The sequence below is a fragment of the Streptococcus symci genome (assembly GCF_006385165.1).
Classification (GTDB): Bacteria; Bacillota; Bacilli; order Lactobacillales; family Streptococcaceae; genus Streptococcus; species Streptococcus symci.
The window spans coordinates 104,223-129,645 of record NZ_VFJA01000003.1 but is presented as its reverse complement, the minus strand read 5'-3'; the positions used below and the strand labels follow the sequence as shown (position 1 = coordinate 129,645).

Here is a 25,423-nt window from a genome sequence, read left to right as displayed (position 1 = left end):
TTTTAAAATCTGTCTAAGATAGAATATGTTGATGTAAAGTGAAAAGGGAATTAGAAAGTAACAAATGAACGGTATTATCAACTTAAAAAAAGAAGCGGGGATGACCTCGCATGATGCGGTTTTTAAACTGCGTAAGATTTTGGGAACTAAGAAGATTGGTCATGGTGGAACCCTGGATCCGGATGTGGTGGGTGTTTTGCCGATTGCGGTTGGCAAGGCGACACGCATGGTCGAGTTTATGCAGGACGAGGGCAAGGTCTATGAGGGGGAAATCACTCTGGGCTATTCCACGACGACTGAGGATGCCAGTGGGGAAGTGGTCGCAGAGACACCTGTTTTATCGCCCTTGGATGAAAAGCTTGTTGATGAAGCAATCGCCAGTCTGACAGGACCTATTATTCAGATTCCGCCTATGTATTCGGCAGTCAAGGTCAATGGTCGCAAGCTCTATGAGTATGCGCGTGCTGGTCAGGAAGTGGAGCGTCCAGAGCGTCAGGTGACCATTTATCAATTTGAGCGGACAAGTCCGATTGCTTATGAGGGGAATTTAGCACGTTTTACTTTTCGTGTGAAATGTAGCAAGGGGACTTACATCCGTACCTTGTCAGTTGATTTGGGAGAGAAGCTTGGTTATGCTGCCCATATGTCTCAGTTAACTCGTACTAGTGCTGCTGGCTTACAATTAGAAGACGCACTTACCTTGGAAGAAATTGCTGGGAAAGTGGAGGCTGGCCAATTGGACTTTCTCTATCCTCTAGAGATTGGGACAGGGGACCTTGTCAAAGTTTTCCTAAGTCCAGAAGAGGCTACAGAAGTGCGCTTTGGTCGTTTTATAGAACTCGAACAAACAGAACAAGAATTAGCTGCCTTTGAAGATGATAAATTGCTAGCCATTCTAGAAAAACGGGACAATCTCTACAAGCCAAGGAAGGTTTTTCGTTAGTATAATTGAAGTGTAGAAATTGGAATTGTTTCCCCTAGATTATCCAAACCAGACTATAAATTTTGCAAAAAATGTGATAGAATAGACGACGGATAAAAAAACGGAGGATAGCATGCAAAATAGACCAATCATTATCGGAGTGACAGGTGGTTCTGGTGGTGGTAAGACCAGTGTTTCAAGAGCCATTTTATCGCATTTTCCTGATGAAAAGATTTCCATGATTGAGCATGATTCATACTACAAGGATCAGTCTCATTTGACCTTTGAAGAGCGTGTCAAAACCAACTACGACCATCCTTTTGCCTTTGATACAGACTTGATGATCGAGCAGATTAAGGAATTGTTGGCAGGGCGTCCGGTGGATATTCCGACTTACGACTATACAGAGCATACACGAAGTAGCAAGACCTATCGTCAAGAACCTCAAGATGTCTTTATCGTTGAGGGGATTTTGGTCTTGGAGGATAAGCGCCTGCGCGATTTGATGGATATTAAGATTTTTGTGGATACAGATGATGATGTGCGCATTATTCGTCGGATCAAGCGTGATATGGAAGAGCGTGGCCGTAGCCTTGATAGCGTCATTGACCAGTACTTAGGTGTGGTTAAACCTATGTATCATCAGTTTATCGAACCAACCAAGCGTTATGCTGATATCGTCATTCCTGAAGGGGTCAGCAATACCGTGGCTATTGACCTGTTGACAACCAAAATTGAAAAGATTTTGGATGAAGCTCGAAATAGCAAATAATCAGATGTGGAGGCCTTGCCTCCTTTTTCTATTTTTCCCTCATAATGGTACATAAATGGAGATTTTTAGGCATATTTTTGGTATAATAATACCCATGAAAGAGCAAGAAAATGAATAGTAGGTGGAGATGGAAAAGTATTTATCGGTAACAACTTTGACCAAGTATCTAAAAATGAAATTCGATAAAGACCCTTATTTGGAACGGGTCTATTTAACTGGTCAAGTTTCCAACTTTCGTAAACGACCTACACACCAATATTTTTCCCTAAAAGATGACCATGCAGTTATTCAAGCGACTATTTGGTCTGGGATTTATCAGAAATTAGGTTTTGACCTGGAAGAAGGAATGAAGATCAATGTGATTGGGCGTGTGCAGGTCTATGAACCAAGTGGTAGCTACTCCATCATCATTGAAAAGGCAGAGCCTGATGGAGTTGGTGCGCTTGCGATTCAGTTTGAGCAACTCAAGAAAAAATTGACAGAAGAAGGCCTGTTTCAAGAACGCTTCAAGCAACCTCTGCCCCAATTTTCTAAGAGAATTGGTGTAGTGACCAGTCGCAGTGGAGCCGTTATTCGAGATATTATCACGACCGTCAGCAGGCGATTTCCAGGTGTCGACATTCTTCTCTATCCGACCAAGGTTCAAGGTGAAGGTTCTGCGGAGGAAATTGCTCGTAATATTGCGCGTGCTAATCAACGGGACGATTTGGACTTGCTGATTATTGGTCGTGGTGGTGGTTCCATAGAGGATCTCTGGGCCTTTAACGAAGAAATTGTGGTACGAGCTATTTTTGAATCTCGTTTGCCAATCATTTCTAGTGTGGGACATGAGACAGATGTGACCTTGGCAGATTTTGTGGCAGATAGACGAGCTGCGACGCCGACAGCGGCAGCTGAACTAGCAACACCTGTGACCAAGTTGGATTTATTAGCTCATTTGCAAAATCAGGAAAAACGGATGGCAACGGCAGTCCGAAATGTCCTATCTAAGAAACAAGAAGCTTTGAAAAAATGCAGTCAGTCTGTTATCTTTAGACAGCCAGAGCGCTTGTATGATGGTTATTTGCAACGCTTAGATCAACTGCAATTGCGCTTAAAACAAAGTTTGCGAACACAGATTTCCGATAACAAACAAGTAGTCCAAGCAAGGACACATCAACTAGTCCAATTATCGCCTGTTACCAAAATTCAACGCTATCAGGACAGACTAGCTCAATTGGACAAGCTCCTCCGTAGCCAAATGGCGCTGGTTTATGACGCCAAGGTTGCTGAGGTCAAGCGACTTTCAGAAGCCTTGCTGATGTTGGATACCAGTCGAATCGTGGCGCGTGGTTATGCAATCGTCAAAAAAGAAGAGTCTGTAATAGATTCGGTTGAGAGTTTGAAGAAAAAAGACCAAGTGACGCTGTTGATGCGAGATGGTCAAGTAGAATTAGAGGTTAAAGATGTCAAAACAAAAGAAATTTGAGGAAAATCTAGCAGAATTGGAGACCATTGTCCAAAGCTTGGAAAATGGTGAAATTGCTCTGGAAGATGCGATTGCTGCCTTTCAAAAGGGCATGGTCTTGTCAAAAGAGCTCCAAGCCACCTTGGATAAGGCTGAAAAGACCTTGGTCAAGGTCATGCAAGAAGACGGAACAGAAAGTGATTTTGAATGAAGAAGCAAGAAAAATTAGCTCTTGTCGAGTCGGCCTTGGAAGATTTTTATGGAGACCAGCAGTTTGCCTCTAGTTTGCGAGAGTCTGTTCTCTATTCCATTCATGCTGGTGGCAAGCGTATTCGACCCTTTCTCTTGTTAGAAGTTCTGGAAGCCTTACAAGTTACCATCAAACCTGCTCATGCGCAGGTGGCTGCAGCATTAGAAATGATTCATACAGGTAGTTTGATTCACGATGATCTTCCAGCTATGGATGATGATGATTACCGTCGGGGACGCTTGACCAATCACAAGAAATTCGGTGAAGCTATGGCCATTTTGGCTGGAGATGCTTTATTCCTAGATCCTTATGCCTTGATAGCGCAGGCAGATTTGCCAAGTCAGATCAAGGTGGACTTGATTGCTAACTTATCCCTAGCTTCAGGAAGTCTGGGCATGGTGGCAGGGCAGGTTTTGGACATGGAGGGTGAACACCAGCATTTGTCTTTGGAAGAACTCCAGACTATTCATGCTAATAAGACTGGAAAATTACTAGCTTATCCCTTCCAAGCAGCTGCTATTATAGCCGAATTGGCACCTGAAATACAGGTGAAGCTGAAAACTGTTGGGGAATTAATCGGACTTGCTTTTCAAGTTCGAGACGATGTACTGGATGTGACCGCTAGTTTTGAGGAAATCGGCAAGACTCCTCAAAAGGACCTACAGGCTGAAAAATCAACCTATCCAGCCTTGTTGGGCTTGGAAGAGGCTATTGCCTTTTGTAACCAGACTTTGGATCAGGCTAATGCAAAATTAGAAGAAATTACCCAGCAGGTTCCCTTTGAAACAGAATCGATTGTAAAAGTAGTAGAAAGTTTGAGAATCAATGCCTAAGGAAAGAGTGGATGTACTAGCTTATAAACAGGGCTTGTTTGAAACGAGAGAGCAGGCCAAACGTGGTGTAATGGCTGGCCTAGTCGTAGCAGTCCTTAACGGAGAGCGTTTTGACAAACCAGGAGAGAAAATTCCAGATGACACCGAGCTAAAACTCAAGGGGGAGAAACTCAAGTATGTTAGCCGTGGTGGTTTGAAACTGGAGAAGGCCTTGCAGGTCTTTGATTTGTCGGTGGATGGCGCGACTACGATTGATATCGGTGCTTCTACTGGAGGTTTTACCGATGTCATGTTGCAAAATGGTGCTGAATTGGTCTTTGCAGTCGATGTCGGTACCAATCAGTTGGCTTGGAAATTACGCCAAGACCCAAGAGTAGTCAGCATGGAGCAGTTCAATTTCCGCTATGCTGAAAAGACTGATTTTGAAAAGGAACCGAGCTTTGCCAGTATTGATGTGAGTTTCATTTCCCTCAGTCTGATTTTACCAGCCTTGCACTGTGTCTTGGCTAATCAAGGTCAGGTTGTGGCTTTGGTTAAGCCCCAGTTTGAAGCAGGACGTGAGCAGATTGGAAAAAATGGAATCATTCGTGATGCCAAGGTCCATCAACATGTCCTTGAATCTGTCACAGCTATGGCAGTAGAGGAAGGCTTTTCAGTCCTTGGATTGGACTTTTCTCCCATCCAAGGCGGTCATGGAAATATTGAGTTTTTAGCGTATTTGAAAAAAGAAGAGTCAGCAAGCAATCAGGTTCTTGCTGAAATTGAAGAAGTAGTAGAGAGGGCGCATAGTCAATTTAAAAATGAATAAAAAAGAGAGACTTGAAAAAATTAGACGATTTGTGACAGATTATCAAATCGGTACGCAAGAAGAAATCGTTGAACATTTGAAAGAGGCGGGCATCACTGCCACTCAGGCAACGGTATCCCGAGATATCAAAGAGCTAGGTATTGTCAAAATTCCTTTGAGAGACAACACCTATGTTTATGAATTGCCAAAATCAATCGTAAAAAGTTTGCAACTGGCTGAAGACAATATTGAGTCAGCTGAATTGATGGACAAGATGATCAATCTCCAGGTTATCCCAGGAAATACAGCTTTTGTAAAAGCTCAGTTAATCGAGACATTTGCCGACAAGATTTTCAGCTGCTTAGCTGATGATAGTTCGATATTAGTCATTGCCAGAAGTGAAAGTCTAGCTGAGGAAATCTTTGAACAAGTAAAAAATTGGTAGGTCTATATGTTACTTGAAATTTCGATAAAAAACTTTGCCATTATTGAGGCCATTTCCCTCAATTTTGAAAAGGGAATGACTGTCCTGACTGGTGAAACGGGTGCAGGGAAGTCGATTATCATTGATGCCATGAATATGATGTTGGGAGCTCGTGCGACGACAGATGTTATTCGTTATGGTGCGCCAAAGGCAGAGATTGAGGGGCTTTTCTCAGTTGAGAATAGTCGCCTTTTACAGGACATTTTTGATGAGCAAGGTTTGGAAATGGGTGATGAGATTATCATTCGTCGAGAAATCTTGCAAAATGGTCGGAGTATCAGTCGTGTGAATGGCCAGATGGTCAATCTGTCTGTTTTGCGTGCTATTGGGCAACATCTGGTAGATATTCATGGTCAGCATGACCAAGAAGAGTTAATGCGTCCTCAACTTCATATCCAGATGTTGGATGAATTTGGTGATACAGGCTTTTGGGCCTTGAAAGAAACCTATCAAACGAGTTTTGATGCCTATCGAAAAATGCGTAAGCAGGTTCTGGAAGTCAAGAAAAACCAACAGGAACACAAGGCACGTATCGAAATGTTGGAATTTCAAATGGCAGAGATTGAGGCAGCAAACTTGAAAGCTGGAGAAGATCTGGCTCTCAATCAAGAGCGTGATAAACTGCTCAACCATAAAAATATTGCGGATACGTTGACCAATGCCTATAGTATGTTGGACAATGAAGATTTTTCAAGTCTGGCCAATGTTCGTTCAGCCATGAATGATATGGAAAGTGTCGAAGAGTACGACCCTGAATACCGTGAAATTTCAAGCTCACTGTCTGAGACCTACTATGTCTTAGAAGACATTAGCAAACGTTTGGAAGCTATTATTGAGGACCTTGATTTTGATGGCAATCGCCTCATGCAGGTTGAGAATCGTTTGGACCTCCTTCATACCATTACCCGTAAGTATGGTGGGACTGTAGACGATGTCTTGCTTTATTTTGCCAAGATTACGGAAGAATACAATCTCTTGACAGGCAATAATCTTTCTTCTGAGGACATGGAAGCAGAGCTCAAGAAATTGGAAGTCAATCTTGTTGATTTGGCAGGTCAGCTTGCATCTGCACGTCATGACTTGGCCCAGCAGCTCGAAGCTGAGATTAAACAAGAACTGCAAGATCTTTATATGGAAAAAGCCCAGTTTCAAGTTCGTTTTAGCAAGGGCAAATTCAGCCGTGAGGGCAATGAAACGGTTGAGTTTTACATTTCAACCAACCCTGGCGAAGACTTTAAACCCTTGGTTAAGGTTGCGTCTGGTGGAGAATTATCTCGTCTCATGCTAGCCATTAAGTCCGCCTTTTCACGTAAAGAAGGTAAGACAAGTATTGTCTTTGATGAAGTGGATACAGGAGTTTCAGGTCGTGTAGCTCAGGCTATCGCGCAGAAGATTCACAAGATTGGTCAGCATGGTCAGGTTCTTGCTATTTCCCATTTACCACAAGTGATTGCGATTGCGGATTATCAATTCTTTATTGAGAAGATTAGCAATGAGCATTCAACGGTTTCGACTGTTCGTCTCTTGACGGTTGAAGAGCGAGTGGAAGAAGTTGCTAAGATGTTGGCAGGTGATGATGTGACGGAAGCAGCCCTGACGCAAGCCAGAGAATTGTTGAGAAACAGGGAGAAATAAGATGACAGACTATTATGTAATTGGAGATGTTCATGGAAAAGCTGGGATGCTGGAAGACCTTCTCAAAACATGGGACGGCCAGACCCAGTTGCTCTTTCTAGGGGACTTGATTGACCGTGGTGAGGATAGTCGCCGTGTTCTTGAAATGGTCAAGGACTTAGTGGACAATCAAGGGGCGATCTGTTTATCAGGAAACCATGAGTATATGTTTCTGACTTGGCTTGATGACCCAGAAGAAAGCTATGATCATTATCGTCGAAATGGTGGAGATACAACTATTAACTCTATCCTAGGTCGTCCCTTGGATGCACTAGTTGATGGAGTAGAAGATGCCAAGCGTGTTGCCACTGAAGCAGCAGACTTGGTCGAATTTATTCGTCAAATGCCGTTTGTGGTAGAGACAGATAAGTATATCTTTGTACATGCTGGTATTGATTTGACCTTAGACGACTGGCATGAAACCACAGATTATAAAAAAGTCTGGCTTAGAAAACCATTCCACGAAGCAGAAAATCATACTGGAAAAATCATTGTCTTTGGCCATACACCGGTATATGGTTTGTTAAAGCAAGAGCGTGGTACAGCTGATCTTTGGACTACAGAAGATGGCAAGATTGGGATGGACGGAGGAGCTGTTTATGGTGGTGTCCTTCATGGGATTGTCTTTACAGACCAAGGAATGACAGAACACCACTTTATCGAAAATGACGGCTTTGTTGCTGAAGATTAGTACTCCTGGCAGGGTATGGTCTTGTCAAAATGTCAAAAACAATTTATAATAAATAGATACCCTGAAAGGAAGAGAATCATGAACTTAGAAGAATTGAAAAAACGACAGGAGAAGATCCGTAACTTCTCTATTATCGCCCATATTGACCACGGGAAATCAACTCTAGCAGACCGCATTTTAGAAAAAACAGAGACGGTTTCAAGTCGAGAAATGCAGGCCCAGCTTTTGGATAGCATGGACTTAGAGCGGGAACGTGGGATTACCATTAAGTTGAATGCCATCGAGTTGAATTACACTGCAAAAGATGGGGAAACCTATATCTTCCACTTGATTGACACGCCGGGGCACGTTGACTTTACCTATGAAGTTTCGCGTTCGCTAGCTGCCTGTGAGGGAGCGATTTTGGTGGTTGATGCTGCCCAAGGAATTGAGGCTCAAACCCTTGCCAACGTTTATCTAGCCTTGGACAATGATTTGGAAATCATGCCAGTCATTAATAAAATTGACCTGCCAGCAGCAGATCCTGAGCGCGTGCGTACAGAGATTGAAGATGTCATTGGTTTGGATGCCAGTGAAGCAGTTTTGGCTTCTGCCAAGGCTGGTATCGGTATCGAGGAAATCCTCGAGCAAATCGTAGAAAAAGTACCAGCACCAACGGGTGATGTAACGGCGCCACTTAAGGCCTTAATTTTCGACTCTGTTTACGATGCCTACCGTGGGGTTATTCTTCAAGTGCGTGTCATGGATGGGGTGGTTAAACCTGGCGATAAGATTCAGCTCATGAGTAATGGCAAGACTTTTGATGTGACCGAAGTCGGTATTTTTACTCCCAAAGCAGTTGGTCGTGATTTCCTTGCGACTGGTGACGTTGGTTATATTGCAGCTTCTATCAAGACGGTTCAAGACACTCGTGTGGGTGATACTGTTACTTTGGCAACCAATCCTGCTGCAGAGCCATTACATGGCTACAAGCAGATGAATCCTATGGTCTTTGCGGGTCTATATCCTATCGAGTCAAACAAGTACAATGACCTACGTGAAGCGCTTGAAAAATTACAACTGAATGATGCTAGTCTTCAGTTTGAACCAGAAACATCTCAGGCACTTGGATTTGGTTTCCGTTGTGGTTTCCTTGGACTTCTCCATATGGATGTTATCCAAGAGCGTTTGGAACGTGAGTTCAACATCGACCTCATTATGACAGCTCCGTCTGTTATTTACAAAGTTAATTTGACCGACGGTGAGTCTATGGATGTGTCTAACCCATCTGAGTTTCCAGACCCAACTAAGATTGCGACTATTGAAGAGCCTTATATTAAGGCGCAGATCATGGTACCACAGGAGTTCGTCGGAGCAGTGATGGAGCTAGCTCAACGTAAGCGTGGGGACTTTGTGACTATGGATTATATCGATGATAACCGTGTTAATGTTATCTATCAAATTCCACTGGCTGAAATCGTCTTTGACTTCTTTGATAAGCTTAAGTCTTCGACGCGTGGTTATGCAAGCTTTGACTACGAATTGTCAGAGTATCGTCCGTCTAAGCTGGTCAAAATGGATATTCTTCTCAATGGAGACAAGGTGGATGCCCTCAGCTTTATCGTTCACAAGGATTTTGCCTACGAACGAGGAAAACTCATCGTTGATAAACTTAAGAAAATTATCCCTCGTCAACAATTCGAGGTACCAATTCAAGCAGCAATTGGACATAAAATTGTGGCTCGTACTGATATCAAGGCCCTTCGTAAGAACGTACTTGCTAAATGTTATGGTGGTGACGTTTCTCGTAAGCGTAAACTGCTTGAAAAACAAAAAGCTGGTAAAAAACGTATGAAAGCCATCGGATCAGTAGAAGTTCCGCAAGAAGCCTTCCTTAGCGTCTTGAGTATGGATGAAGAATAATGATTCTATATAAAACTCTTGAAATACATTCAAGAGTTTTATATTTTTAGTTAAAAATTGTAACTTAACTCCATTTATGGTAGAGTAAAATACGGAGGTTATATGGAATACTAAAAGTTATTATGACTAGGAAAATTTTAAATAAAATTGATAAAGAACTGGGGCAGAAAATGAATTAGAATAATGATTCTATTTTACCGCTTGGATCTATAATTGTTAGTAAAGAAGGGGCGATTCCTTTAACTTATGATGAAAGTATTAGAAGAAAAACAAATTAAAACTGAAAAGTTATATGGTTTTACTCGATATTTATTAATTGAAATAAATAATGGTTACGGGTTACTGGATTGTGAATCTACGACTTGTTTTGGTTATTTTTATAAAATTTATAAGATTGATTTTGATTTATTTTATAAGATAAAAAAGCAATCTGAGGATAAGCGAGAAGATATAACAAAAAATATAAAATTAAGTAGATTTTTCATGCTACCGATAATGATAGTGATTTTTTTCATTCTTTTAATAGAATTTATTGGCTTTAATAAATTTAATCTTGTTTTATCTCATAGCTTTACGTATTTTATCTTTTCTGCATTACCTGTTATATTATCAGTATTATTTCGCTTGGGCTATTCTTATAAGCAAAAACTGATGATTAATAAAATTTTTATATTAGAAAATTCTCGTCATTACCATGTAGTTGAAAAGTTTAGTAATTTTAAATTAAAAAATTGGCTTCTCCTAATTATAAATGTGGTTATTGCCAGTTCTTTACTTATTTATATTTATGTATATGGTAATTTAATTGTTATGTTTTTTACGACGATATATCTATATTTATTAACTTTTAGTAAGAATATACGATTGAATCAAGCAAATACAATGAATATTAAAATATTTGTTGAAAAAGGATATTCGGAAAGTGATTCAATGTTATTATAGAATTCAATAATTGGATAAATAGATACTCGATACGACTTAGTCAGTTTTCATAATCAAGAGTATATTCTATATTATCAAATCCAATGTTTGAACTAAAATTGGAAAAAATTCTTATACTTTATTTGTTTTTATTAAAAATTGTAAATTAACTCCATTTATGGTAGAGTAACATATGGAGGTTATTATGAAAAAAATTTTACTTTTAGCATCTATTTTGCTTACAAGTGTCACGTTAGTGGCATGTTCAAATAAGAGTCAAACAGAATCTAGCACGAATGTGATTACTAGTTCTTCAAGTAGCCAGGAAGGGTCTACCCCGACGACTACAAGTTCTGATAAGAAGACTGAAGAAACACAGGTTATTGGTTCTGATGAGTATGGGTTCGTTAAAGTACCAAAGTCTTGGATTAAGTTCAATGAAGTACAGGGAGGCAATGATATTCAATATTCAGACGGTACGGATGTCAATATTGTCACCTTGAATACTTTTAAAGCAGAACAATTTGGTATTTCTGATAATGAATTTCAAAAACTTGAAACAGTTCGTATTTCTGATAGTATTTTTACTTCAAAAGAAAGTAATCCAGAATTCACTAAAGTATGGGGTTCTAAGTCAACTATTGGAGGTTATGAAGCCTATGTAGTTAACGCAATTTCTAAGTCTGGAAAATACATCATTACATGGATTTTTAAATCTAGTGATGGTAAGTTCAGATATGTTGCTTTAGAAGGGACTCCAGAAACATTAAAAAATCTACTTCCCATGATTGAAGAGAGTTGGACAATTCAAAAATAATTATTAAAGCAGGATTGGTATCCTGTTTTTTTGTTTAAGTCATTAAAAACCGTTTTAAATGTTTGTTTTAAATGTTTGTTTTGCTTATAAAGATAAAAAATAAACAAAATAATCAAAAAAAGGACAAAAAACAACAAAAAATATTGACAACGATTTCATATAGTGTTATACTTATAGCATAAAGTTAATGGAAAGAAGGGAAAACCTTATGGGATTAGATCATTTCTTTGACAAAAACCTTGTGTTTTGCTTAGAAGCGGATAATCAAGAACATCTCTTTGATCAGGTCGCAACTTTATTGGAAGAACGAGAAATCGTGACTCCGACCTATCGTGAAGCCCTGATCACGCGTGAAAAGTCATTTCCAACTGGCTTAGATATGGAATTTTTGGGTAAGGATTTGCCGAATGTGGCTATTCCTCACACAGATATTGTTCATAATCTTGCCGAAAAAGTTGTGGTAGTTCGATTAGAAAAACCAGTGACTTTCCACAATATGATTGCGCCAGATAAGGAAGTGGAAGTATCCTTACTCTTCTTTATCATTAATAACTCAAGTTCAAGCCAAACCAACATTCTTGCTCAGTTGATGGACTTCTTTACTGGAAATGGTCATCTTGAAGACCTATCAAAAATTTCTGAACCAGAAGCCATCTATGCTTATATTGCTGAAGCAATTGCTTAATCTTGTCTATTAAAAATATTAAATCGGAGGAAATCCATATGATTAAAATTCTTGCTGCCTGCGGTGCAGGTGTTAACTCAAGCCACCAAATTAAAAGTGCTCTTGAAGAAGAACTTTCAAACCGCGGTTTCGATGTTCACTGTGACGCGGTAATGGTCAAAGACGTTAATGAAGACCTTATCAAAGGTTATGACATCTTCACACCAATTGCTGCGACAGATCTTGGTTTTGACCCAGGTATTCCAGTTATCGAAGCTGGACCAATCTTATTCCGTATCCCAGCAATGAGTGCTCCAGTATTTGACAATATTGAAGCAGCTATCAAAGAACACGGATTAAGCTAATTTTAATTTGTTAACATTCATATAACTATAAAAAGGGAGGAACTATTATGGATGTCATTATCAATCTGGCCAACGATATCTTTAAACCTATCTTGGCTATGGGTGGCCCTATCATCATGCTGATCATTTTGACAGTGTTGGCCCTACTTTTTGGAGTGAAATTCTCCAAAGCGCTTGAAGGTGGTATCAAACTTGCCATCGCTCTTACAGGTATCGGTGCCATCATCGGTATGTTAAATGGTGCTTTCTCAGCATCACTTGCAAAATTCGTTGAAAACACTGGTATTCAATTGAACATCACCGACGTTGGTTGGGCACCACTTGCTACCATCACTTGGGGATCTGCTTGGACACTTTACTTCTTGCTTGTAATGTTGATTGTCAACGTTGTGATGCTTGCAATGAAAAAAACAGACACACTTGATGTCGATATCTTCGATATCTGGCACTTGTCAATCACTGGTCTTTTGATCAAATGGTATGCAGACAACAATGGTGTAAGCCAAGGGGTTTCACTCTTCATCGCGACAGCAGCAGTTGTACTTGTAGGTATTTTGAAGATCATCAACTCTGATTTGATGAAACCAACATTCGACGACCTTCTTAACGCACCAAGTTCATCACCAATGACTTCAACTCACATGAACTACATGATGAACCCAGTTATCATGGTCTTGGATAAGATTTTTGATAAAGTTTTGCCAGGTCTTGATAAATATGACTTTGACGCTGCAAAATTGAACAAGAAAATCGGTTTCTGGGGATCTAAATTCTTCATCGGTTTCATTCTTGGTATCGTTATTGGTTTGATGGGAACTCCACATCCAGTTGCTGGAGTAGAAGATGCATCTTCATGGGAACTTGTTATTAAAGGTTGGTTGTCTCTTGGTTTGACAGCCGGTGTAGCTTTGGAACTCTTCTCACTTATCGGTTCATGGTTCATTGCTGCCGTAGAACCACTTTCACAAGGTATTACAAACGTTGCTACTAAACGTTTGGAAGGACGTAAGTTTAACATCGGTCTAGACTGGCCATTCATCGCTGGTCGTGCTGAAATCTGGGCTTGTGCAAACGTACTTGCACCAATTATGTTGATTGAAGCTGTGCTTCTTTCAAACGTCGGAAATGGTATCTTGCCACTTGCAGGTATCATCGCTATGGGTGTTACTCCAGCTCTCTTGGTTGTAACACGTGGTAAATTGCTCCGTATGATTATCTTCGGAACACTCTTGTTGCCACTCTTCCTTCTTTCAGGTACACTTATCGCGCCATTTGCAACAGAACTTGCTAAAGGTGTAGGTGCCTTCCCAGAAGGTGTGAGCCAAACTCAATTGATCACTCACTCAACTCTTGAAGGACCAATCGAAAAACTTCTTGGTTGGACAATTGGTAACACTACAACTGGTGATATCAAAGCAATCCTTGGTGCTGTAGCCTTCCTTGTATTCTATATCGGTATCTTTGCATGGTACAGAAAACAAATGATCAAACGTAACGAAGAGTACGCAGCAAAAGCAAAATAATGCGCTCCTATAAAATGTAAATTGTTGAAACTAGGTTGTCATACCATTAGGAGTGACAGCCTAGTTTTTTATAAACTATCAAGAAATCGGAGAAAATAATGGTAATTGAATTAAAATCAGAACAATTAAGAGTTCAATTTAACAGTTTTGGTGGAGCTCTTTCTTCTATAAAAGATGCTGAGGGACTGGAGTATTTGTGGCAAGGGGATCCCACTTATTGGAGTGGACAAGCTCCTGTTCTCTTCCCCATTTGTGGTTCTTTGAGAGAGGATACAACCCTCTATATAGATGAAAAGGGAGAAGAAAGTCAAGGAAAGATTCCTCGTCATGGTTTGGTTCGCAAGGAAGAATTTGAATTAGTTGAACAGACAGATAATAGTGTAACTTTTGCAATTGAAGACGATGAGAATAGCTATCAAAACTATCCTTATCATTTCCGCCTAGAAATCACTTATATCCTTACAGGAAAGACAGTACGGACTCAATACAAAATTTTCAATAAAGAAACTAGCAAGGTCATGCCTTACTTTATTGGTGGACATCCAGGATTTAATTGTCCTCTACTAGATGATGAGATCTATGAAGATTACTATTTAGAGTTTGAGAAAGAAGAGACTTGCTCTGTTCCTCGTCCTTTCCCAGAAACAGGTATGCTGGATTTTCAAGATAGAAGTCCATGGCTAGAGGGTCAAAAAGAAAAAGATCTTAATTATGATCTTTTCAGTACAGATGCAGTTACCTTAGATGAATTGCAATCTAGAACAATTTCCCTTCGTTCTCGTAAACATGATAAGGGATTGAAAGTGCACTTTGCAGAGTTTCCAAACCTCATTATATGGTCAACTTTGAATAAGGGACCTTTCATTGCTTTTGAACCATGGTCTGGCTTGTCAACATCCCTTGAAGAAGGAGATCATCTAGAAGATAAGAAGAATGTTCGCCTCCTAGAACCTGGTCAAGTGGATCAAATTGGTTTTGATATCGAAATTTTTTAATTAAAAAAAACACAAAAACAAACATTAATTGTTGACTTTTTTAAGAAATAGGAGTATATTATGTTTGTAAACAACAAATGATGTTTGTCACAAACAAACAATCGCTTGTTATATTTTCTTTCGTGGAGAAAGATTATTTCTAGGAAACTGGTTTCCTAAACTTGAATAAGGTGTCATTCATCTCATTCAATCCAATTTGTCAATAAACTGCTAGAAAACTTTTTGTAGGTAAACTGCTAACTATAAAAGGTTTTACTAGCCTAGAAAAATAAAAAGGAGTATACAATATGTCTATTGTTATCGGTGCAGATGCTGCAGGTTTGAGATTGAAAGAAGTTGTGAAAGACTTCTTGGAAAAAGAGAACTTCCACGTTGTGGATGTTACAGCTGATGGTCAAGACTTTGTTGATGTGACTCTTGCTGTTGCTGCAGAAGTAAACAAAGAAGAACAAAACCTTGGTATCGTGATTGATGCTTATGGGGCTGGTCCATTTATGGTTGCAACTAAGATCAAAGGAATGGTTGCTGCAGAGGTATCTGACGAACGTTCAGCTTATATGACTCGTGGTCACAACAACTCACGTATGATCACTATGGGTGCACAACTTGTTGGTGATGAATTGGCTAAAAATATCGCTAAAGGATTTGTTAACGGTAAATACGATGGTGGACGTCACCAAATTCGTGTCGACATGTTGAACAAAATGTGCTAATTAGATTACAGTAAGAAAGGTAAGTTAAAAATGAGAATTGCAATTGGATGTGACCACATCGTAACAGATGAAAAAATGGCGGTTTCAGAATTTTTGAAATCAAAAGGATATGAAGTCATTGACTTTGGTACATATGACCATACACGTACTCACTACCCAATCTTTGGTAAAAAAGTTGGTGAAGCCGTAACTAGCGGTCAAGCTGATCTTGGGGTATGTATCTGTGGTACTGGTGTTGGTATCAATAACGCTGTTAACAAAGTTCCAGGTGTACGCTCTGCCTTGGTTCGTGATATGACAACAGCACTTTATGCTAAAGAGCAATTGAACGCTAACGTTATCGGTTTTGGTGGTAAGATTACTGGTGAATTGCTCATGTGTGATATCATTGAAGCTTTCATCCATGCTGAATACAAACCATCTGAAGAAAACAAAAAATTGATTGCGAAAATTGAACACGTTGAAACTCACAATGCTCATCAAGCAGATGCAAACTTCTTTACAGAATTCCTTGAAAAATGGGATCGCGGTGAATACCACGACTAAGAGGTGACCTATGATTTTAACAGTCACAATGAATCCGTCCATTGATATTTCCTATCCCTTGGATGAGTTGAAGATTGATACTGTCAATCGTGTGGTGGATGTAACCAAAACGGCTGGTGGTAAGGGACTCAATGTTACCCGAGTACTTTCAGAATTTGGGGATTCTGTTCTTGCTACTGGTTTAGTGGGTGGCAAACTTGGTGAGTTTTTGGTTGAAAATATCGATGATCAAGTAAAGAAAGATTTCTTCTCAATTCAGGGAGAAACTCGAAACTGTATCGCTATTCTTCACGGAGACAATCAAACAGAAGTTCTTGAAAAAGGTCCTGTTGTATTGGAGCAGGAAGGTCAAGACTTTTTGGTACATTTCAAAAATCTCCTGGATTCAGTTGAAGTAGTCGCTATTTCAGGTAGTCTCCCAGCTGGTCTTCCAGTTGATTACTATGCGAGCTTGGTAGAACTTGCTAATCAAGCTGGTAAACCTGTAGTCTTGGACTGCTCTGGTGCTGCTCTTCAGGCTGTTCTTGGATCACCACATAAACCAACAGTCATCAAACCAAATAATGAGGAATTGTCTCAACTTCTAGGAAGAGAAGTTTCTGAGGATTTGGATGAATTAAAAGAAGTTCTTCAAGAACCTTTGTTTGCAGGTATTGAATGGATTATCGTTTCACTTGGTGCCAACGGTGCTTTTGCCAAACATGGAGATACTTTCTATAAGGTAGATATTCCTAGAATTCAGGTGGTAAATCCTGTCGGATCTGGAGATTCTACTGTAGCAGGAATTTCTTCAGGACTTCTTCATAAAGAATCGGATGCAGAATTACTCATCAAGGCAAATGTCCTTGGTATGCTCAATGCTCAAGAAAAAATGACTGGTCATGTCAACATGGCCAACTATCAAGCTCTATATGATCAATTAATAGTAAAAGAGGTATAAAATGGCTTTAACAGAACAAAAACGTGCACGCTTAGAAAAACTTTCTGATGAAAATGGAATCATCTCAGCTCTTGCATTTGACCAACGTGGTGCTTTGAAACGCCTCATGGCTCAACACCAAACAGAAGAACCAACTGTGGCTCAAATGGAAGAACTTAAAGTTTTGGTAGCAGATGAATTGACTAAATACGCATCATCTATGCTTCTTGACCCTGAGTATGGACTTCCAGCAACAAAAGCTCTTGATGAAAAAGCTGGTCTTCTCCTTGCTTATGAAAAAACAGGTTATGATACAACAAGCACAAAACGCTTGCCAGACTGCTTGGATGTTTGGTCTGCAAAACGTATTAAAGAAGAAGGTGCAGATGCAGTTAAATTCTTGCTTTACTATGATGTAGATAGCTCAGATGAACTCAACCAAGAAAAACAAGCTTACATCGAACGTATTGGTTCTGAGTGTGTGGCTGAAGATATCCCATTCTTCCTTGAAATTCTTGCTTACGATGAAAAAATTGCTGACGCAGGTTCTGTAGAATATGCGAAAGTAAAACCACACAAAGTTATTGGTGCTATGAAAGTCTTCTCAGACCCACGCTTTAACATTGATGTCTTGAAAGTAGAAGTTCCTGTTAACATTAAATATGTTGAAGGCTTCGCTGAAGGTGAAGTAGTTTATACACGTGAAGAAGCAGCAGCCTTCTTCAAAGCCCAAGATGAAGCAACTAACTTGCCATACATCTACTTGAGTGCTGGTGTATCAGCTAAACTCTTCCAAGATACTCTTGTATTTGCCCATGAATCAGGTGCAAACTTTAACGGAGTTCTTTGTGGCCGTGCTACATGGGCTGGATCAGTTGAAGCATACATCAAAGATGGTGAAGCAGCAGCTCGCGAATGGCTTCGCACAACTGGTTTTGAAAACATTGACGAACTCAACAAAGTTCTTCAAACAACAGCGACTTCATGGAAAGAACGCGTGTAAGTAAGTCCTCCTAGGTTAGGAACATGAATCTAAAAAAATTTAAAAAAAGTTGTATGTAAAGGTTTACAAAATAACTTACTTGTGCTATACTTAAATCACAAGTTAATACAAGGTGAGTGTTACTAAGTAATATTAGGCATGATCACAGGTGAATTAGAAATCGGCTGATTTTCTAGTTCATTTGTGGTCATTTTTTGTACTCATATACCTTTAAGATATAAAAGGAGGTTGACATGTATCGAATTCTAAATCCAATAAATCATAATGTTTCGCTTGTCAGGAATGATAAGGGAGAAGAAGTGATTGTAATTGGTAAGGGGATTGCATTTGGGAAGAGGAAGGGAGATTTGATTACTGAACATCAGGTTGAGAAAATCTTTCGGATGAAGACCGAAGAGTCAAGAGAAAACTTTATGGCTCTCCTAAAAGATGTTCCGCTTGATTTTATCACAGTGACCTATGAAATCATTGATAAGCTATCAAAGAAATATCATTATCCGATTCAAGAGTATCTCTACGTAACCTTGACAGATCATATTTACTGTTCTTACCAAGCTCTAGCACAAGGAAGGTACAAGGATAGTAATCTGCCAGATATTTCCACTAAGTATCCTGTCGCTTTTCAAATCGCAAATGAAGCATTTGAAATTTACCGCCAGAAGCTAGCAGATCATTTTCCTGAGGACGAGATTATTCGGATTGCTTATCATTTCATTAATGCCGAAGGTGAAAATGAAGTAGAACTTGTGGAGTCGATTGATAAGAGGAAAGAAATTCTCAGGAATGTTGAAGAAGTTTTAACGGACTATGCAATTCAACGAACTAAAGAGAATAACCATTTCTATGATCGCTTTATGATTCATTTGAATTATTTCTTGGATTATTTAGACAGATCTAGAGATGATAACCAATCACTTCTGGATATGGAAGATCACATTAAACAATCCTATCCAAAAGCGTTCGAGATTGGTTCCAAGATCTATGATGTGATTACGCAACATACAGGTCTTGATTTGTATAAAAGTGAACGAGTTTATCTAGTTCTACATATCCAACGTCTATTATCATAAAAATTATTTAAAATTATATAAGGAGAATTCTATCATGAATAGAGAAGAAGTAACATTGTTAGGTTTTGAAATCGTAGCCTATGCTGGCGATGCTCGTTCAAAATTATTGGAAGCCTTGAAGGCTGCTGAAGCTGGTGATTTTGCGAAAGCAGATAGCTTAGTCGAGGAAGCTGGTTCTTGCATTGCAGAGGCTCACCACGCGCAAACAAGTCTATTGACTAAGGAAGCTTCTGGTGAGGACTTAGCGTATAGTGTGACCATGATGCATGGTCAAGACCACTTGATGACAACTATTTTGTTAAAAGATTTGATGCACCATTTAATCGAACTCTACAAGAGAGGAGTTAAATAATGAATAAACTAATTGCATTTATTGAGAAAGGAAAACCTTTCTTTGAGAAATTATCTCGTAATATCTATCTTCGTGCTATTCGTGATGGTTTCATTGCAGGTATGCCTGTTATTCTCTTCTCAAGTATCTTTATCTTGATTGCTTTTGTACCAAACTCATGGGGCTTTAAATGGTCTGATGAAGTTGTAGCCTTTCTGATGAAACCTTATAGCTATTCAATGGGGATTCTGGCTCTCTTGGTAGCTGGTACAACAGCTAAATCACTGACCGACTCAGTAAACCGTAGCATGGAGAAAACCAATCAAATCAACTATATGTCAACATTGTTGGCAGCAATTGTTGGTTTGTTGATGTTGGCAGCTGATCCGATTGAAGGCGGTTTTGCAACAGGATTCCTTGGAACAAAAGGTTTGCTTTCAGCCTTCCTTGCTGCCTTTGTTACCGTAGCAATCTATAAGGTTTGTGTTAAGAACAATGTTACCATTCGTATGCCTGACGAAGTTCCACCAAATATTTCACAAGTCTTTAAAGATGTGATTCCATTCACTCTATCTGTTGTTTCTCTTTATGCTCTTGATTTACTAGCTCGTCATTTTATTGGTGCAAGCGTAGCTGAATCAATCGGTAAATTCTTTGCACCATTATTCTCAGCAGCAGACGGATACCTTGGTATTACCATTATCTTTGGTGCCTTTGCCTTCTTCTGGTTTGTTGGGATTCATGGTCCATCTATCGTTGAACCTGCTATCGCAGCTATTACCTATGCAAATGCCGAAGTCAACTTGAATCTTCTTCAACAAGGGATGCACGCTGACAAGATTCTTACTTCTGGTACACAAATGTTTATCGTTACTATGGGTGGTACTGGTGCGACACTGGTTGTTCCATTCATGTTCATGTGGTTAACAAAATCAAAACGTAATCGTGCAATCGGACGTGCTTCAGTAGTTCCAACATTCTTTGGTGTAAATGAACCAATCTTGTTTGGTGCACCGCTTGTATTGAACCCGATTTTCTTCATTCCATTTATTTTTGCTCCTATCGCAAACGTATGGATCTTTAAATTCTTTATTGAAACTCTTGGAATGAATTCATTTACTGCTAATCTACCATGGACAACCCCAGCTCCACTAGGTCTAGTTCTTGGTACGAACTTCCAAGTGCTATCATTCATTCTTGCTGCCCTTCTAATCGTGGTTGACGTAGTCATTTACTATCCATTCCTTAAAGTCTATGATGAACAAATTCTTGAAGAAGAGCGTTCAGGTAAATCTAATGATGAATTGAAAGACAAAGTTGCTGCAAACTTCAACACTGCAAAAGCAGATGCTATTCTTGAAAAAGCTGGTGTAGAAGCAGCGCAAAATACAATCACTGAAGAAACAAATGTCCTCGTTCTCTGTGCAGGTGGAGGGACAAGTGGACTTCTTGCGAATGCTTTGAATAAGGCAGCTGCAGAATACAATGTCCCTGTGAAAGCAGCAGCAGGTGGCTATGGCGCTCACCGTGAAATGTTGCCAGAGTTTGATCTTGTTATCCTTGCTCCTCAAGTTGCTTCAAACTTTGAAGATATGAAAGAAGAAACAGATAAACTCGGTATTAAACTTGCCAAGACAGAAGGCGCTCAATACATCAAATTAACTCGTGATGGAAAAGGTGCTCTTGCATTCGTACAAGCTCAATTCGATTAACGATAGGGACTGTGAAACAGTCTCCTATCGTTACGGAAATCGCTATGGCGAATTTCCTAATCGCCTTATTAATTCGTCGGTAAAAAGACATCGTTTTTACCTCCTCATGTCACAATTCGATTAAGGCTAGGTACTCTGAAATAGTCTTCTATCGTTACGGAAATCGCTATGGCGAATTTCCTAATCGCCTTATTAATTCGTCGGTAAAAAGACATCGTTTTTACCTCCTCATGTCACAATTTGGTGACTTGGTACAAGAAGTGAGATGGAGAAGGATGGCTCACTGACTCCTCTCCTCTCACTTTTACTTTATTTAAAACAAGAAATAGGTGAAAAGTATGACAAAAACATTACCAAAAGACTTTATTTTCGGTGGCGCAACAGCTGCCTATCAAGCAGAAGGTGCTACACATACTGATGGAAAAGGACCAGTTGCGTGGGATAAATATCTTGAAGATAATTACTGGTACACTGCAGAACCAGCCAGTGACTTTTACAATCGATATCCAGTTGACCTCAAGCTAGCAGAAGAGTATGGTGTTAATGGTATTCGAATTTCTATTGCTTGGTCACGTATTTTCCCGACTGGTTACGGTCAAGTAAATGCTAAAGGTGTTGAGTTTTATCATAATCTATTTGCAGAGTGTCACAAACGTCACGTTGAGCCCTTTGTAACTCTTCATCACTTTGACACACCAGAAGCTCTCCACTCAAATGGCGACTTCTTAAACCGTGAAAATATCGAACACTTTGTAGATTACGCTGCCTTCTGTTTTGAAGAATTTCCAGAAGTAAACTATTGGACAACATTCAATGAAATTGGACCAATCGGTGATGGTCAATACTTGGTTGGGAAATTCCCTCCAGGTATTCAGTACGACCTTGCCAAAGTTTTCCAATCGCACCACAATATGATGGTTTCTCATGCGCGTGCGGTAAAATTGTACAAAGATAAAGGCTATAAAGGCGAAATCGGTGTCGTGCACGCTCTCCCAACCAAGTACCCACTTGATCCTGAAAATCCTGCAGATGTTATTGCGGCAGAGTTGGAGGACATTATCCATAACAAATTTATCTTGGATGCAACTTATCTGGGTCACTACTCTGAAAAGACTCTGGCAGGGGTAGAGGCTATCTTGGCTGCCAATGGTGGTAGCTTAGATTTTCGTGAAGAAGATTTCGAAGTATTAGAAGCCGCAAAAGACTTGAATGACTTCCTAGGAATTAACTACTATATGAGTGACTGGATGGAAGCCTTTGATGGAGAAACTGAAATCATCCATAATGGTAAAGGTGAAAAAGGAAGCTCTAAATACCAAATCAAAGGTGTTGGTCGTCGTGTAGCTCCTGATTATGTACCACGTACGGATTGGGATTGGATTATCTACCCTCAAGGTTTGTATGACCAAATCATGCGTGTGAAGAAAGATTATCCTAACTACAAGAAGATTTACATCACTGAAAATGGACTTGGTTATAAAGATGAGTTCGTTGATAACACTGTTTACGATGATGGTCGTATTGATTACGTGAAGCAACACTTGGAAGTCTTGTCTGATGCTATTGCAGATGGGGCTAATGTAAAAGGTTACTTCATTTGGTCATTAATGGATGTCTTCTCATGGTCAAACGGCTATGAAAAACGTTACGGTCTCTTCTATGTAGACTTTGAAACTCAAGAACGTTATCCGAAGAAATCAGCTCACTGGTACAAGAAAGTAGCGGAAACTCAAGTGATTGAGTAGTAGAATGAGTAATTAGATATAGAATTCTAGTGAGGCAAAAAGATGTTCAAAGATTTTATCCAATCTATTTATGAAAAAGTTTATATTATCAATTTTGATAAATGTTCTCAAATACCTTGTTTGACTAATGAGGAGCTGAAAAAACTTGGGAAATGGTATGTCTCTACCGGTAAAGAATGGATTTGCCATTCAGACTATGAGCTGGAAGAATTTAAAAATATCTTTTTAAATTTTATCAATCCTGAAGAATGGGATAATATCTCCTTTGATTCAGATTTTATGCCGTTTCAACAATCATAAATAATCTAGGAAACTCTTTGTAAAAGTTTTCATCAAAAAATGCGTCATATCAAGATTCTTATTTTCTTGATATGACGCATTTTATTTTTTATCAATCCTCAGTTTTATGGTTTAGAAAGAATAATTTTTGTTTGTTTTGAAAGTTGTTCAAACGTTTCTTTGCTCAGTTTAGAGTCCGAAACGATGGTATCAATATCAGAGATATTATAGAAGGTATAAAAATCAAATTTATTGAACTTACTATTGTCAGCTAGTAAGTATTTTTTATTGGAATTATTGAGGGCGATGCGTTGTGATTCGCCTTCCTCTTCACTAAAGGTCGCAATCGCATTGTCCTTAATACCATTACAGCTAACAAAGGCTTTAGAAAATTGTAAATTGGCCAAGTTTTGCAAGGTTAGTGTTCCCACAAAGGCTCCAGTGATAGAGCGATAGTTGCCACCGATTAAAATCAAATCTGTTAGTTTTCGTTCGTTTAGGATGAGAAAGACTGGTAAACTGTTTGTTACAACACGAATATTATCAATTGGAAGTTCACGGGCAAAAGATTCCAAGGTTGTCCCTGGACCAATAAAAATGGTTTCACCTTCATCGATTAAATGGCCTGCAAAACGGCTAATTTCTTGTTTTTCTGCAATCTGTAAGCTTTGTTTTTCAATATTGGAACGTTCATTGTTTAAAATGGAGCCTGTGCGAATTTTCTCAGCTCCCCCGTGTACTCGAACAAGTAAATCTTTGTCTGCCAACTCTTGCAAGTAGCGTCTAGCAGTCATATCTGACACATCCAAGCGAGTCATGATTTCTTTTACAGTAATAGTTCCCTTTGTATTTACCGTTTCTAGAATATTATCTAGTTTTTCCTGCTTTAACATCGTTATCACCTCTATTTCTATTACTATTTTATCATAAAGTATTCAATCAATCAATTTAAAAAACAAAAGAAAACAAAAACAAAAATATCATGGTTGTTTTAAACAAACCATGATATTTGTTATCAGTTCTGGGATAATTGAATTAATCCAAACCGTAGTTGTAGTCATCGTCTTGCATAGCTTCAACTTCACCAAGAAGGTAACCATTTCCGACTTGAGAGAAGAAGTCGTGGTTGGAAGTTCCTGTTGAAATACCGTTCATGACGATTGGGTTGACATCATCAGCTGAATCTGGGAAGAGTGGATCTTGTCCCAGATTCATGAGTGCCTTGTTAGCATTGTAGCGAAGGAAGGTTTTGACTTCTTCTGTCCAACCAACACCGTCATATAGGCTTTCTGTGTAGCCTTCTTCATTCTCGTAAAGAGTGTAGAGCAGGTCGTACATCCATTCTTTGAGTTTTTCTTGCTCTTCTTCAGGCAATTCATTGAAACCAAGTTGGAATTTGTAACCAATGTAAGTTCCGTGAACAGACTCGTCACGAATGATCAATTTAATGATTTCCGCAACGTTGGCTAGTTTGTTGTTACCGAGGTAGTAGAGTGGTGTGAAGAACCCAGAGTAGAAGAGGAAGGTTTCAAGGAAGACGCTGGCTACTTTCTTTTCAAGTGGACTACCGTTTAGGTAGATTTCGTTGACAATCTCAGCCTTCTTTTGGAGGTACGGATTGGTATTGGTCCATTCGAAAATTTCTTCAATCTCAGCCTTAGTATTCAAGGTAGAAAAGATTGATGAGTAAGATTTAGCGTGGACAGATTCCATAAATTGGATGTTATTGAAAACAGCTTCTTCATGTGGTGTACGGATGTCTGCGCGAAGGGCTTGAACCCCAGTTTCAGATTGCATGGTATCCAAGAGAGTTAATCCACCAAAGACTTTACCGACCAGGTCTTTTTCCTTGTTTGATAACTTTCTCCAGTCATCCAAGTCATTTGACAAGGGAATACGTGTATCAAGCCAGAATTGCTCCGTCAGTTTTTCCCAAGTTGATTTGTCGATGACATCTTCGATGGCATTCCAGTTAATGGCTTTGTAGTAAGTTTCCATTTTGAAATCTCTTTCTGTGTTTAGTATTGTGAACTCACAATTACTTCTATTTTATCATAA

The 25,423-nt window shown here is 39.3% G+C and carries 27 protein-coding genes; 25 read left to right on the top strand and 2 right to left on the bottom strand.

Translation table 11 applies throughout. From position 1 onward, the window contains the following. The first annotated feature begins 64 nt into the window (after positions 1–64). The 25 genes from truB (at position 65) to FJN11_RS07155 (ending at position 23,386) form a co-directional block, all read left to right on the top strand. A complete protein-coding gene (gene truB, locus FJN11_RS07275; RefSeq protein WP_140224238.1) occupies positions 65–943 on the top strand; it encodes a tRNA pseudouridine(55) synthase TruB in 879 nt (292 codons plus the stop codon). Between the two features lie 112 nt (positions 944–1,055). Then, positions 1,056–1,694, top strand: a complete 639-nt coding sequence (udk, locus tag FJN11_RS07270; protein WP_125431907.1) for a uridine kinase — start codon at positions 1,056–1,058, stop codon at positions 1,692–1,694. Between the two features lie 127 nt (positions 1,695–1,821). Beyond that, positions 1,822–3,162, top strand: coding sequence for an exodeoxyribonuclease VII large subunit (gene xseA, locus FJN11_RS07265; protein ID WP_140224237.1), 1,341 nt, complete (start codon positions 1,822–1,824; stop codon positions 3,160–3,162). Beyond that, complete coding sequence (locus FJN11_RS07260; protein ID WP_000043226.1) at positions 3,140–3,352, top strand: exodeoxyribonuclease VII small subunit; 213 nt, start codon at positions 3,140–3,142, stop codon at positions 3,350–3,352. The genes xseA and FJN11_RS07260 overlap by 23 nt, the downstream gene beginning before the upstream one ends. Then, positions 3,349–4,224, top strand: a complete 876-nt coding sequence (locus FJN11_RS07255) for a polyprenyl synthetase family protein (RefSeq protein WP_140224236.1) — start codon at positions 3,349–3,351, stop codon at positions 4,222–4,224. The genes FJN11_RS07260 and FJN11_RS07255 overlap by 4 nt, the downstream gene beginning before the upstream one ends. Then, on the top strand, positions 4,217–5,032 hold the full coding sequence (locus FJN11_RS07250) for a TlyA family RNA methyltransferase (RefSeq protein ID WP_140224235.1): 816 nt from the start codon (positions 4,217–4,219) through the stop codon (positions 5,030–5,032). The genes FJN11_RS07255 and FJN11_RS07250 overlap by 8 nt, the downstream gene beginning before the upstream one ends. Continuing rightward, on the top strand, positions 5,025–5,456 hold the full coding sequence (locus tag FJN11_RS07245; RefSeq protein WP_020900686.1) for an arginine repressor: 432 nt from the start codon (positions 5,025–5,027) through the stop codon (positions 5,454–5,456). Before FJN11_RS07250 ends, FJN11_RS07245 begins: the two co-directional genes overlap by 8 nt. A gap of 6 nt (positions 5,457–5,462) precedes the next feature. Then, on the top strand, positions 5,463–7,130 hold the full coding sequence (gene recN / locus FJN11_RS07240) for a DNA repair protein RecN (RefSeq protein ID WP_140224234.1): 1,668 nt from the start codon (positions 5,463–5,465) through the stop codon (positions 7,128–7,130). A gap of 1 nt (position 7,131) precedes the next feature. Continuing rightward, positions 7,132–7,860 (top strand): metallophosphoesterase family protein, encoded by a 729-nt coding sequence (locus FJN11_RS07235; RefSeq protein WP_140224233.1) that lies wholly within the window; start codon positions 7,132–7,134, stop codon positions 7,858–7,860. Positions 7,861–7,938: 78 nt separating this feature from the next. Next, a complete protein-coding gene (gene lepA, locus FJN11_RS07230) occupies positions 7,939–9,762 on the top strand; it encodes a translation elongation factor 4 (RefSeq protein WP_140224232.1) in 1,824 nt (607 codons plus the stop codon). A gap of 246 nt (positions 9,763–10,008) precedes the next feature. Further along, complete coding sequence (locus FJN11_RS07225) at positions 10,009–10,704, top strand: hypothetical protein (protein WP_140224231.1); 696 nt, start codon at positions 10,009–10,011, stop codon at positions 10,702–10,704. A 184-nt stretch (positions 10,705–10,888) separates the two neighbouring features. Continuing rightward, positions 10,889–11,500: a hypothetical protein gene (locus FJN11_RS07220; RefSeq protein WP_033686909.1), complete on the top strand. Its 612-nt coding sequence runs from the start codon at positions 10,889–10,891 to the stop codon at positions 11,498–11,500. Between the two features lie 208 nt (positions 11,501–11,708). Next, positions 11,709–12,185 (top strand): PTS sugar transporter subunit IIA, encoded by a 477-nt coding sequence (locus FJN11_RS07215; protein WP_004260657.1) that lies wholly within the window; start codon positions 11,709–11,711, stop codon positions 12,183–12,185. A gap of 38 nt (positions 12,186–12,223) precedes the next feature. After that, positions 12,224–12,529, top strand: a complete 306-nt coding sequence (locus FJN11_RS07210; protein ID WP_000590547.1) for a PTS sugar transporter subunit IIB — start codon at positions 12,224–12,226, stop codon at positions 12,527–12,529. 47 nt (positions 12,530–12,576) lie between these two features. Then, positions 12,577–14,052 carry a PTS galactitol transporter subunit IIC gene (locus FJN11_RS07205; RefSeq protein ID WP_125458360.1) on the top strand — a complete coding sequence of 492 codons (1,476 nt, stop codon included), beginning with the start codon at positions 12,577–12,579 and terminating at the stop codon, positions 14,050–14,052. Positions 14,053–14,150: 98 nt separating this feature from the next. Continuing rightward, the gene (locus tag FJN11_RS07200) at positions 14,151–15,047 is read left to right on the top strand and encodes an aldose 1-epimerase family protein (RefSeq protein ID WP_140224230.1); all 897 of its coding nucleotides are present in this window, start codon (positions 14,151–14,153) and stop codon (positions 15,045–15,047) included. Positions 15,048–15,334: 287 nt separating this feature from the next. Continuing rightward, on the top strand, positions 15,335–15,760 hold the full coding sequence (gene lacA / locus FJN11_RS07195) for a galactose-6-phosphate isomerase subunit LacA (protein WP_049551849.1): 426 nt from the start codon (positions 15,335–15,337) through the stop codon (positions 15,758–15,760). Between the two features lie 30 nt (positions 15,761–15,790). Then, positions 15,791–16,306, top strand: coding sequence for a galactose-6-phosphate isomerase subunit LacB (lacB, locus tag FJN11_RS07190; protein WP_140224229.1), 516 nt, complete (start codon positions 15,791–15,793; stop codon positions 16,304–16,306). A 10-nt stretch (positions 16,307–16,316) separates the two neighbouring features. Beyond that, positions 16,317–17,246, top strand: a complete 930-nt coding sequence (locus FJN11_RS07185) for a tagatose-6-phosphate kinase (RefSeq protein ID WP_140224228.1) — start codon at positions 16,317–16,319, stop codon at positions 17,244–17,246. A gap of 1 nt (position 17,247) precedes the next feature. Further along, positions 17,248–18,228, top strand: coding sequence for a tagatose-bisphosphate aldolase (gene lacD, locus FJN11_RS07180; RefSeq protein ID WP_001229114.1), 981 nt, complete (start codon positions 17,248–17,250; stop codon positions 18,226–18,228). A gap of 233 nt (positions 18,229–18,461) precedes the next feature. Continuing rightward, entirely contained in the window at positions 18,462–19,298 is an 837-nt protein-coding gene (locus FJN11_RS07175) for a PRD domain-containing protein (RefSeq protein ID WP_049491608.1), read from the top strand. Positions 19,299–19,332: 34 nt separating this feature from the next. Beyond that, positions 19,333–19,650, top strand: a complete 318-nt coding sequence (locus tag FJN11_RS07170) for a PTS lactose/cellobiose transporter subunit IIA (protein WP_001078324.1) — start codon at positions 19,333–19,335, stop codon at positions 19,648–19,650. Then, on the top strand, positions 19,650–21,341 hold the full coding sequence (locus FJN11_RS07165) for a lactose-specific PTS transporter subunit EIIC (protein ID WP_140224227.1): 1,692 nt from the start codon (positions 19,650–19,652) through the stop codon (positions 21,339–21,341). The genes FJN11_RS07170 and FJN11_RS07165 overlap by 1 nt, the downstream gene beginning before the upstream one ends. A gap of 338 nt (positions 21,342–21,679) precedes the next feature. Next, positions 21,680–23,086 (top strand): 6-phospho-beta-galactosidase, encoded by a 1,407-nt coding sequence (gene lacG / locus FJN11_RS07160; protein WP_049552746.1) that lies wholly within the window; start codon positions 21,680–21,682, stop codon positions 23,084–23,086. A gap of 42 nt (positions 23,087–23,128) precedes the next feature. Then, positions 23,129–23,386: a DUF3884 family protein gene (locus tag FJN11_RS07155; RefSeq protein ID WP_077805063.1), complete on the top strand. Its 258-nt coding sequence runs from the start codon at positions 23,129–23,131 to the stop codon at positions 23,384–23,386. A gap of 104 nt (positions 23,387–23,490) precedes the next feature. Here FJN11_RS07155 and FJN11_RS07150 read toward each other — a convergent pair whose 3' ends face one another. Together FJN11_RS07150 and nrdF are read right to left on the bottom strand one after the other, a co-directional pair. After that, positions 23,491–24,258, bottom strand: coding sequence for a DeoR/GlpR family DNA-binding transcription regulator (locus FJN11_RS07150; protein ID WP_000917573.1), 768 nt, complete (start codon positions 24,256–24,258; stop codon positions 23,491–23,493). A 142-nt stretch (positions 24,259–24,400) separates the two neighbouring features. Beyond that, the gene (gene nrdF / locus FJN11_RS07145) at positions 24,401–25,363 is read right to left on the bottom strand and encodes a class 1b ribonucleoside-diphosphate reductase subunit beta (protein WP_000451364.1); all 963 of its coding nucleotides are present in this window, start codon (positions 25,361–25,363) and stop codon (positions 24,401–24,403) included. Positions 25,364–25,423: the final 60 nt, after the last annotated feature.

What these genes read in the sequence shown, in the direction of transcription:
- FJN11_RS07215 (WP_004260657.1), top strand. Translation starts at nt 11,709, where the DNA reads ATGGGATTAGATCATTTCTTTGACAAAAACCTTGTGTTTTGCTTAGAA.
- FJN11_RS07150 (WP_000917573.1), bottom strand. Translation starts at nt 24,258, where the DNA reads ATGTTAAAGCAGGAAAAACTAGATAATATTCTAGAAACGGTAAATACA.
- FJN11_RS07245 (WP_020900686.1), top strand. Translation starts at nt 5,025, where the DNA reads ATGAATAAAAAAGAGAGACTTGAAAAAATTAGACGATTTGTGACAGAT.
- recN (WP_140224234.1), top strand. Translation starts at nt 5,463, where the DNA reads ATGTTACTTGAAATTTCGATAAAAAACTTTGCCATTATTGAGGCCATT.
- nrdF (WP_000451364.1), bottom strand. Translation starts at nt 25,363, where the DNA reads ATGGAAACTTACTACAAAGCCATTAACTGGAATGCCATCGAAGATGTC.
- FJN11_RS07225 (WP_140224231.1), top strand. Translation starts at nt 10,009, where the DNA reads ATGATGAAAGTATTAGAAGAAAAACAAATTAAAACTGAAAAGTTATAT.
- lacA (WP_049551849.1), top strand. Translation starts at nt 15,335, where the DNA reads ATGTCTATTGTTATCGGTGCAGATGCTGCAGGTTTGAGATTGAAAGAA.
- FJN11_RS07205 (WP_125458360.1), top strand. Translation starts at nt 12,577, where the DNA reads ATGGATGTCATTATCAATCTGGCCAACGATATCTTTAAACCTATCTTG.
- udk (WP_125431907.1), top strand. Translation starts at nt 1,056, where the DNA reads ATGCAAAATAGACCAATCATTATCGGAGTGACAGGTGGTTCTGGTGGT.
- FJN11_RS07200 (WP_140224230.1), top strand. Translation starts at nt 14,151, where the DNA reads ATGGTAATTGAATTAAAATCAGAACAATTAAGAGTTCAATTTAACAGT.
- FJN11_RS07170 (WP_001078324.1), top strand. Translation starts at nt 19,333, where the DNA reads ATGAATAGAGAAGAAGTAACATTGTTAGGTTTTGAAATCGTAGCCTAT.
- FJN11_RS07165 (WP_140224227.1), top strand. Translation starts at nt 19,650, where the DNA reads ATGAATAAACTAATTGCATTTATTGAGAAAGGAAAACCTTTCTTTGAG.
- lacB (WP_140224229.1), top strand. Translation starts at nt 15,791, where the DNA reads ATGAGAATTGCAATTGGATGTGACCACATCGTAACAGATGAAAAAATG.
- FJN11_RS07220 (WP_033686909.1), top strand. Translation starts at nt 10,889, where the DNA reads ATGAAAAAAATTTTACTTTTAGCATCTATTTTGCTTACAAGTGTCACG.
- lacG (WP_049552746.1), top strand. Translation starts at nt 21,680, where the DNA reads ATGACAAAAACATTACCAAAAGACTTTATTTTCGGTGGCGCAACAGCT.
- FJN11_RS07235 (WP_140224233.1), top strand. Translation starts at nt 7,132, where the DNA reads ATGACAGACTATTATGTAATTGGAGATGTTCATGGAAAAGCTGGGATG.
- FJN11_RS07175 (WP_049491608.1), top strand. Translation starts at nt 18,462, where the DNA reads ATGTATCGAATTCTAAATCCAATAAATCATAATGTTTCGCTTGTCAGG.
- FJN11_RS07185 (WP_140224228.1), top strand. Translation starts at nt 16,317, where the DNA reads ATGATTTTAACAGTCACAATGAATCCGTCCATTGATATTTCCTATCCC.
- FJN11_RS07250 (WP_140224235.1), top strand. Translation starts at nt 4,217, where the DNA reads ATGCCTAAGGAAAGAGTGGATGTACTAGCTTATAAACAGGGCTTGTTT.
- truB (WP_140224238.1), top strand. Translation starts at nt 65, where the DNA reads ATGAACGGTATTATCAACTTAAAAAAAGAAGCGGGGATGACCTCGCAT.
- xseA (WP_140224237.1), top strand. Translation starts at nt 1,822, where the DNA reads ATGGAAAAGTATTTATCGGTAACAACTTTGACCAAGTATCTAAAAATG.
- lepA (WP_140224232.1), top strand. Translation starts at nt 7,939, where the DNA reads ATGAACTTAGAAGAATTGAAAAAACGACAGGAGAAGATCCGTAACTTC.
- FJN11_RS07155 (WP_077805063.1), top strand. Translation starts at nt 23,129, where the DNA reads ATGTTCAAAGATTTTATCCAATCTATTTATGAAAAAGTTTATATTATC.
- FJN11_RS07210 (WP_000590547.1), top strand. Translation starts at nt 12,224, where the DNA reads ATGATTAAAATTCTTGCTGCCTGCGGTGCAGGTGTTAACTCAAGCCAC.
- FJN11_RS07255 (WP_140224236.1), top strand. Translation starts at nt 3,349, where the DNA reads ATGAAGAAGCAAGAAAAATTAGCTCTTGTCGAGTCGGCCTTGGAAGAT.
- FJN11_RS07260 (WP_000043226.1), top strand. Translation starts at nt 3,140, where the DNA reads ATGTCAAAACAAAAGAAATTTGAGGAAAATCTAGCAGAATTGGAGACC.
- lacD (WP_001229114.1), top strand. Translation starts at nt 17,248, where the DNA reads ATGGCTTTAACAGAACAAAAACGTGCACGCTTAGAAAAACTTTCTGAT.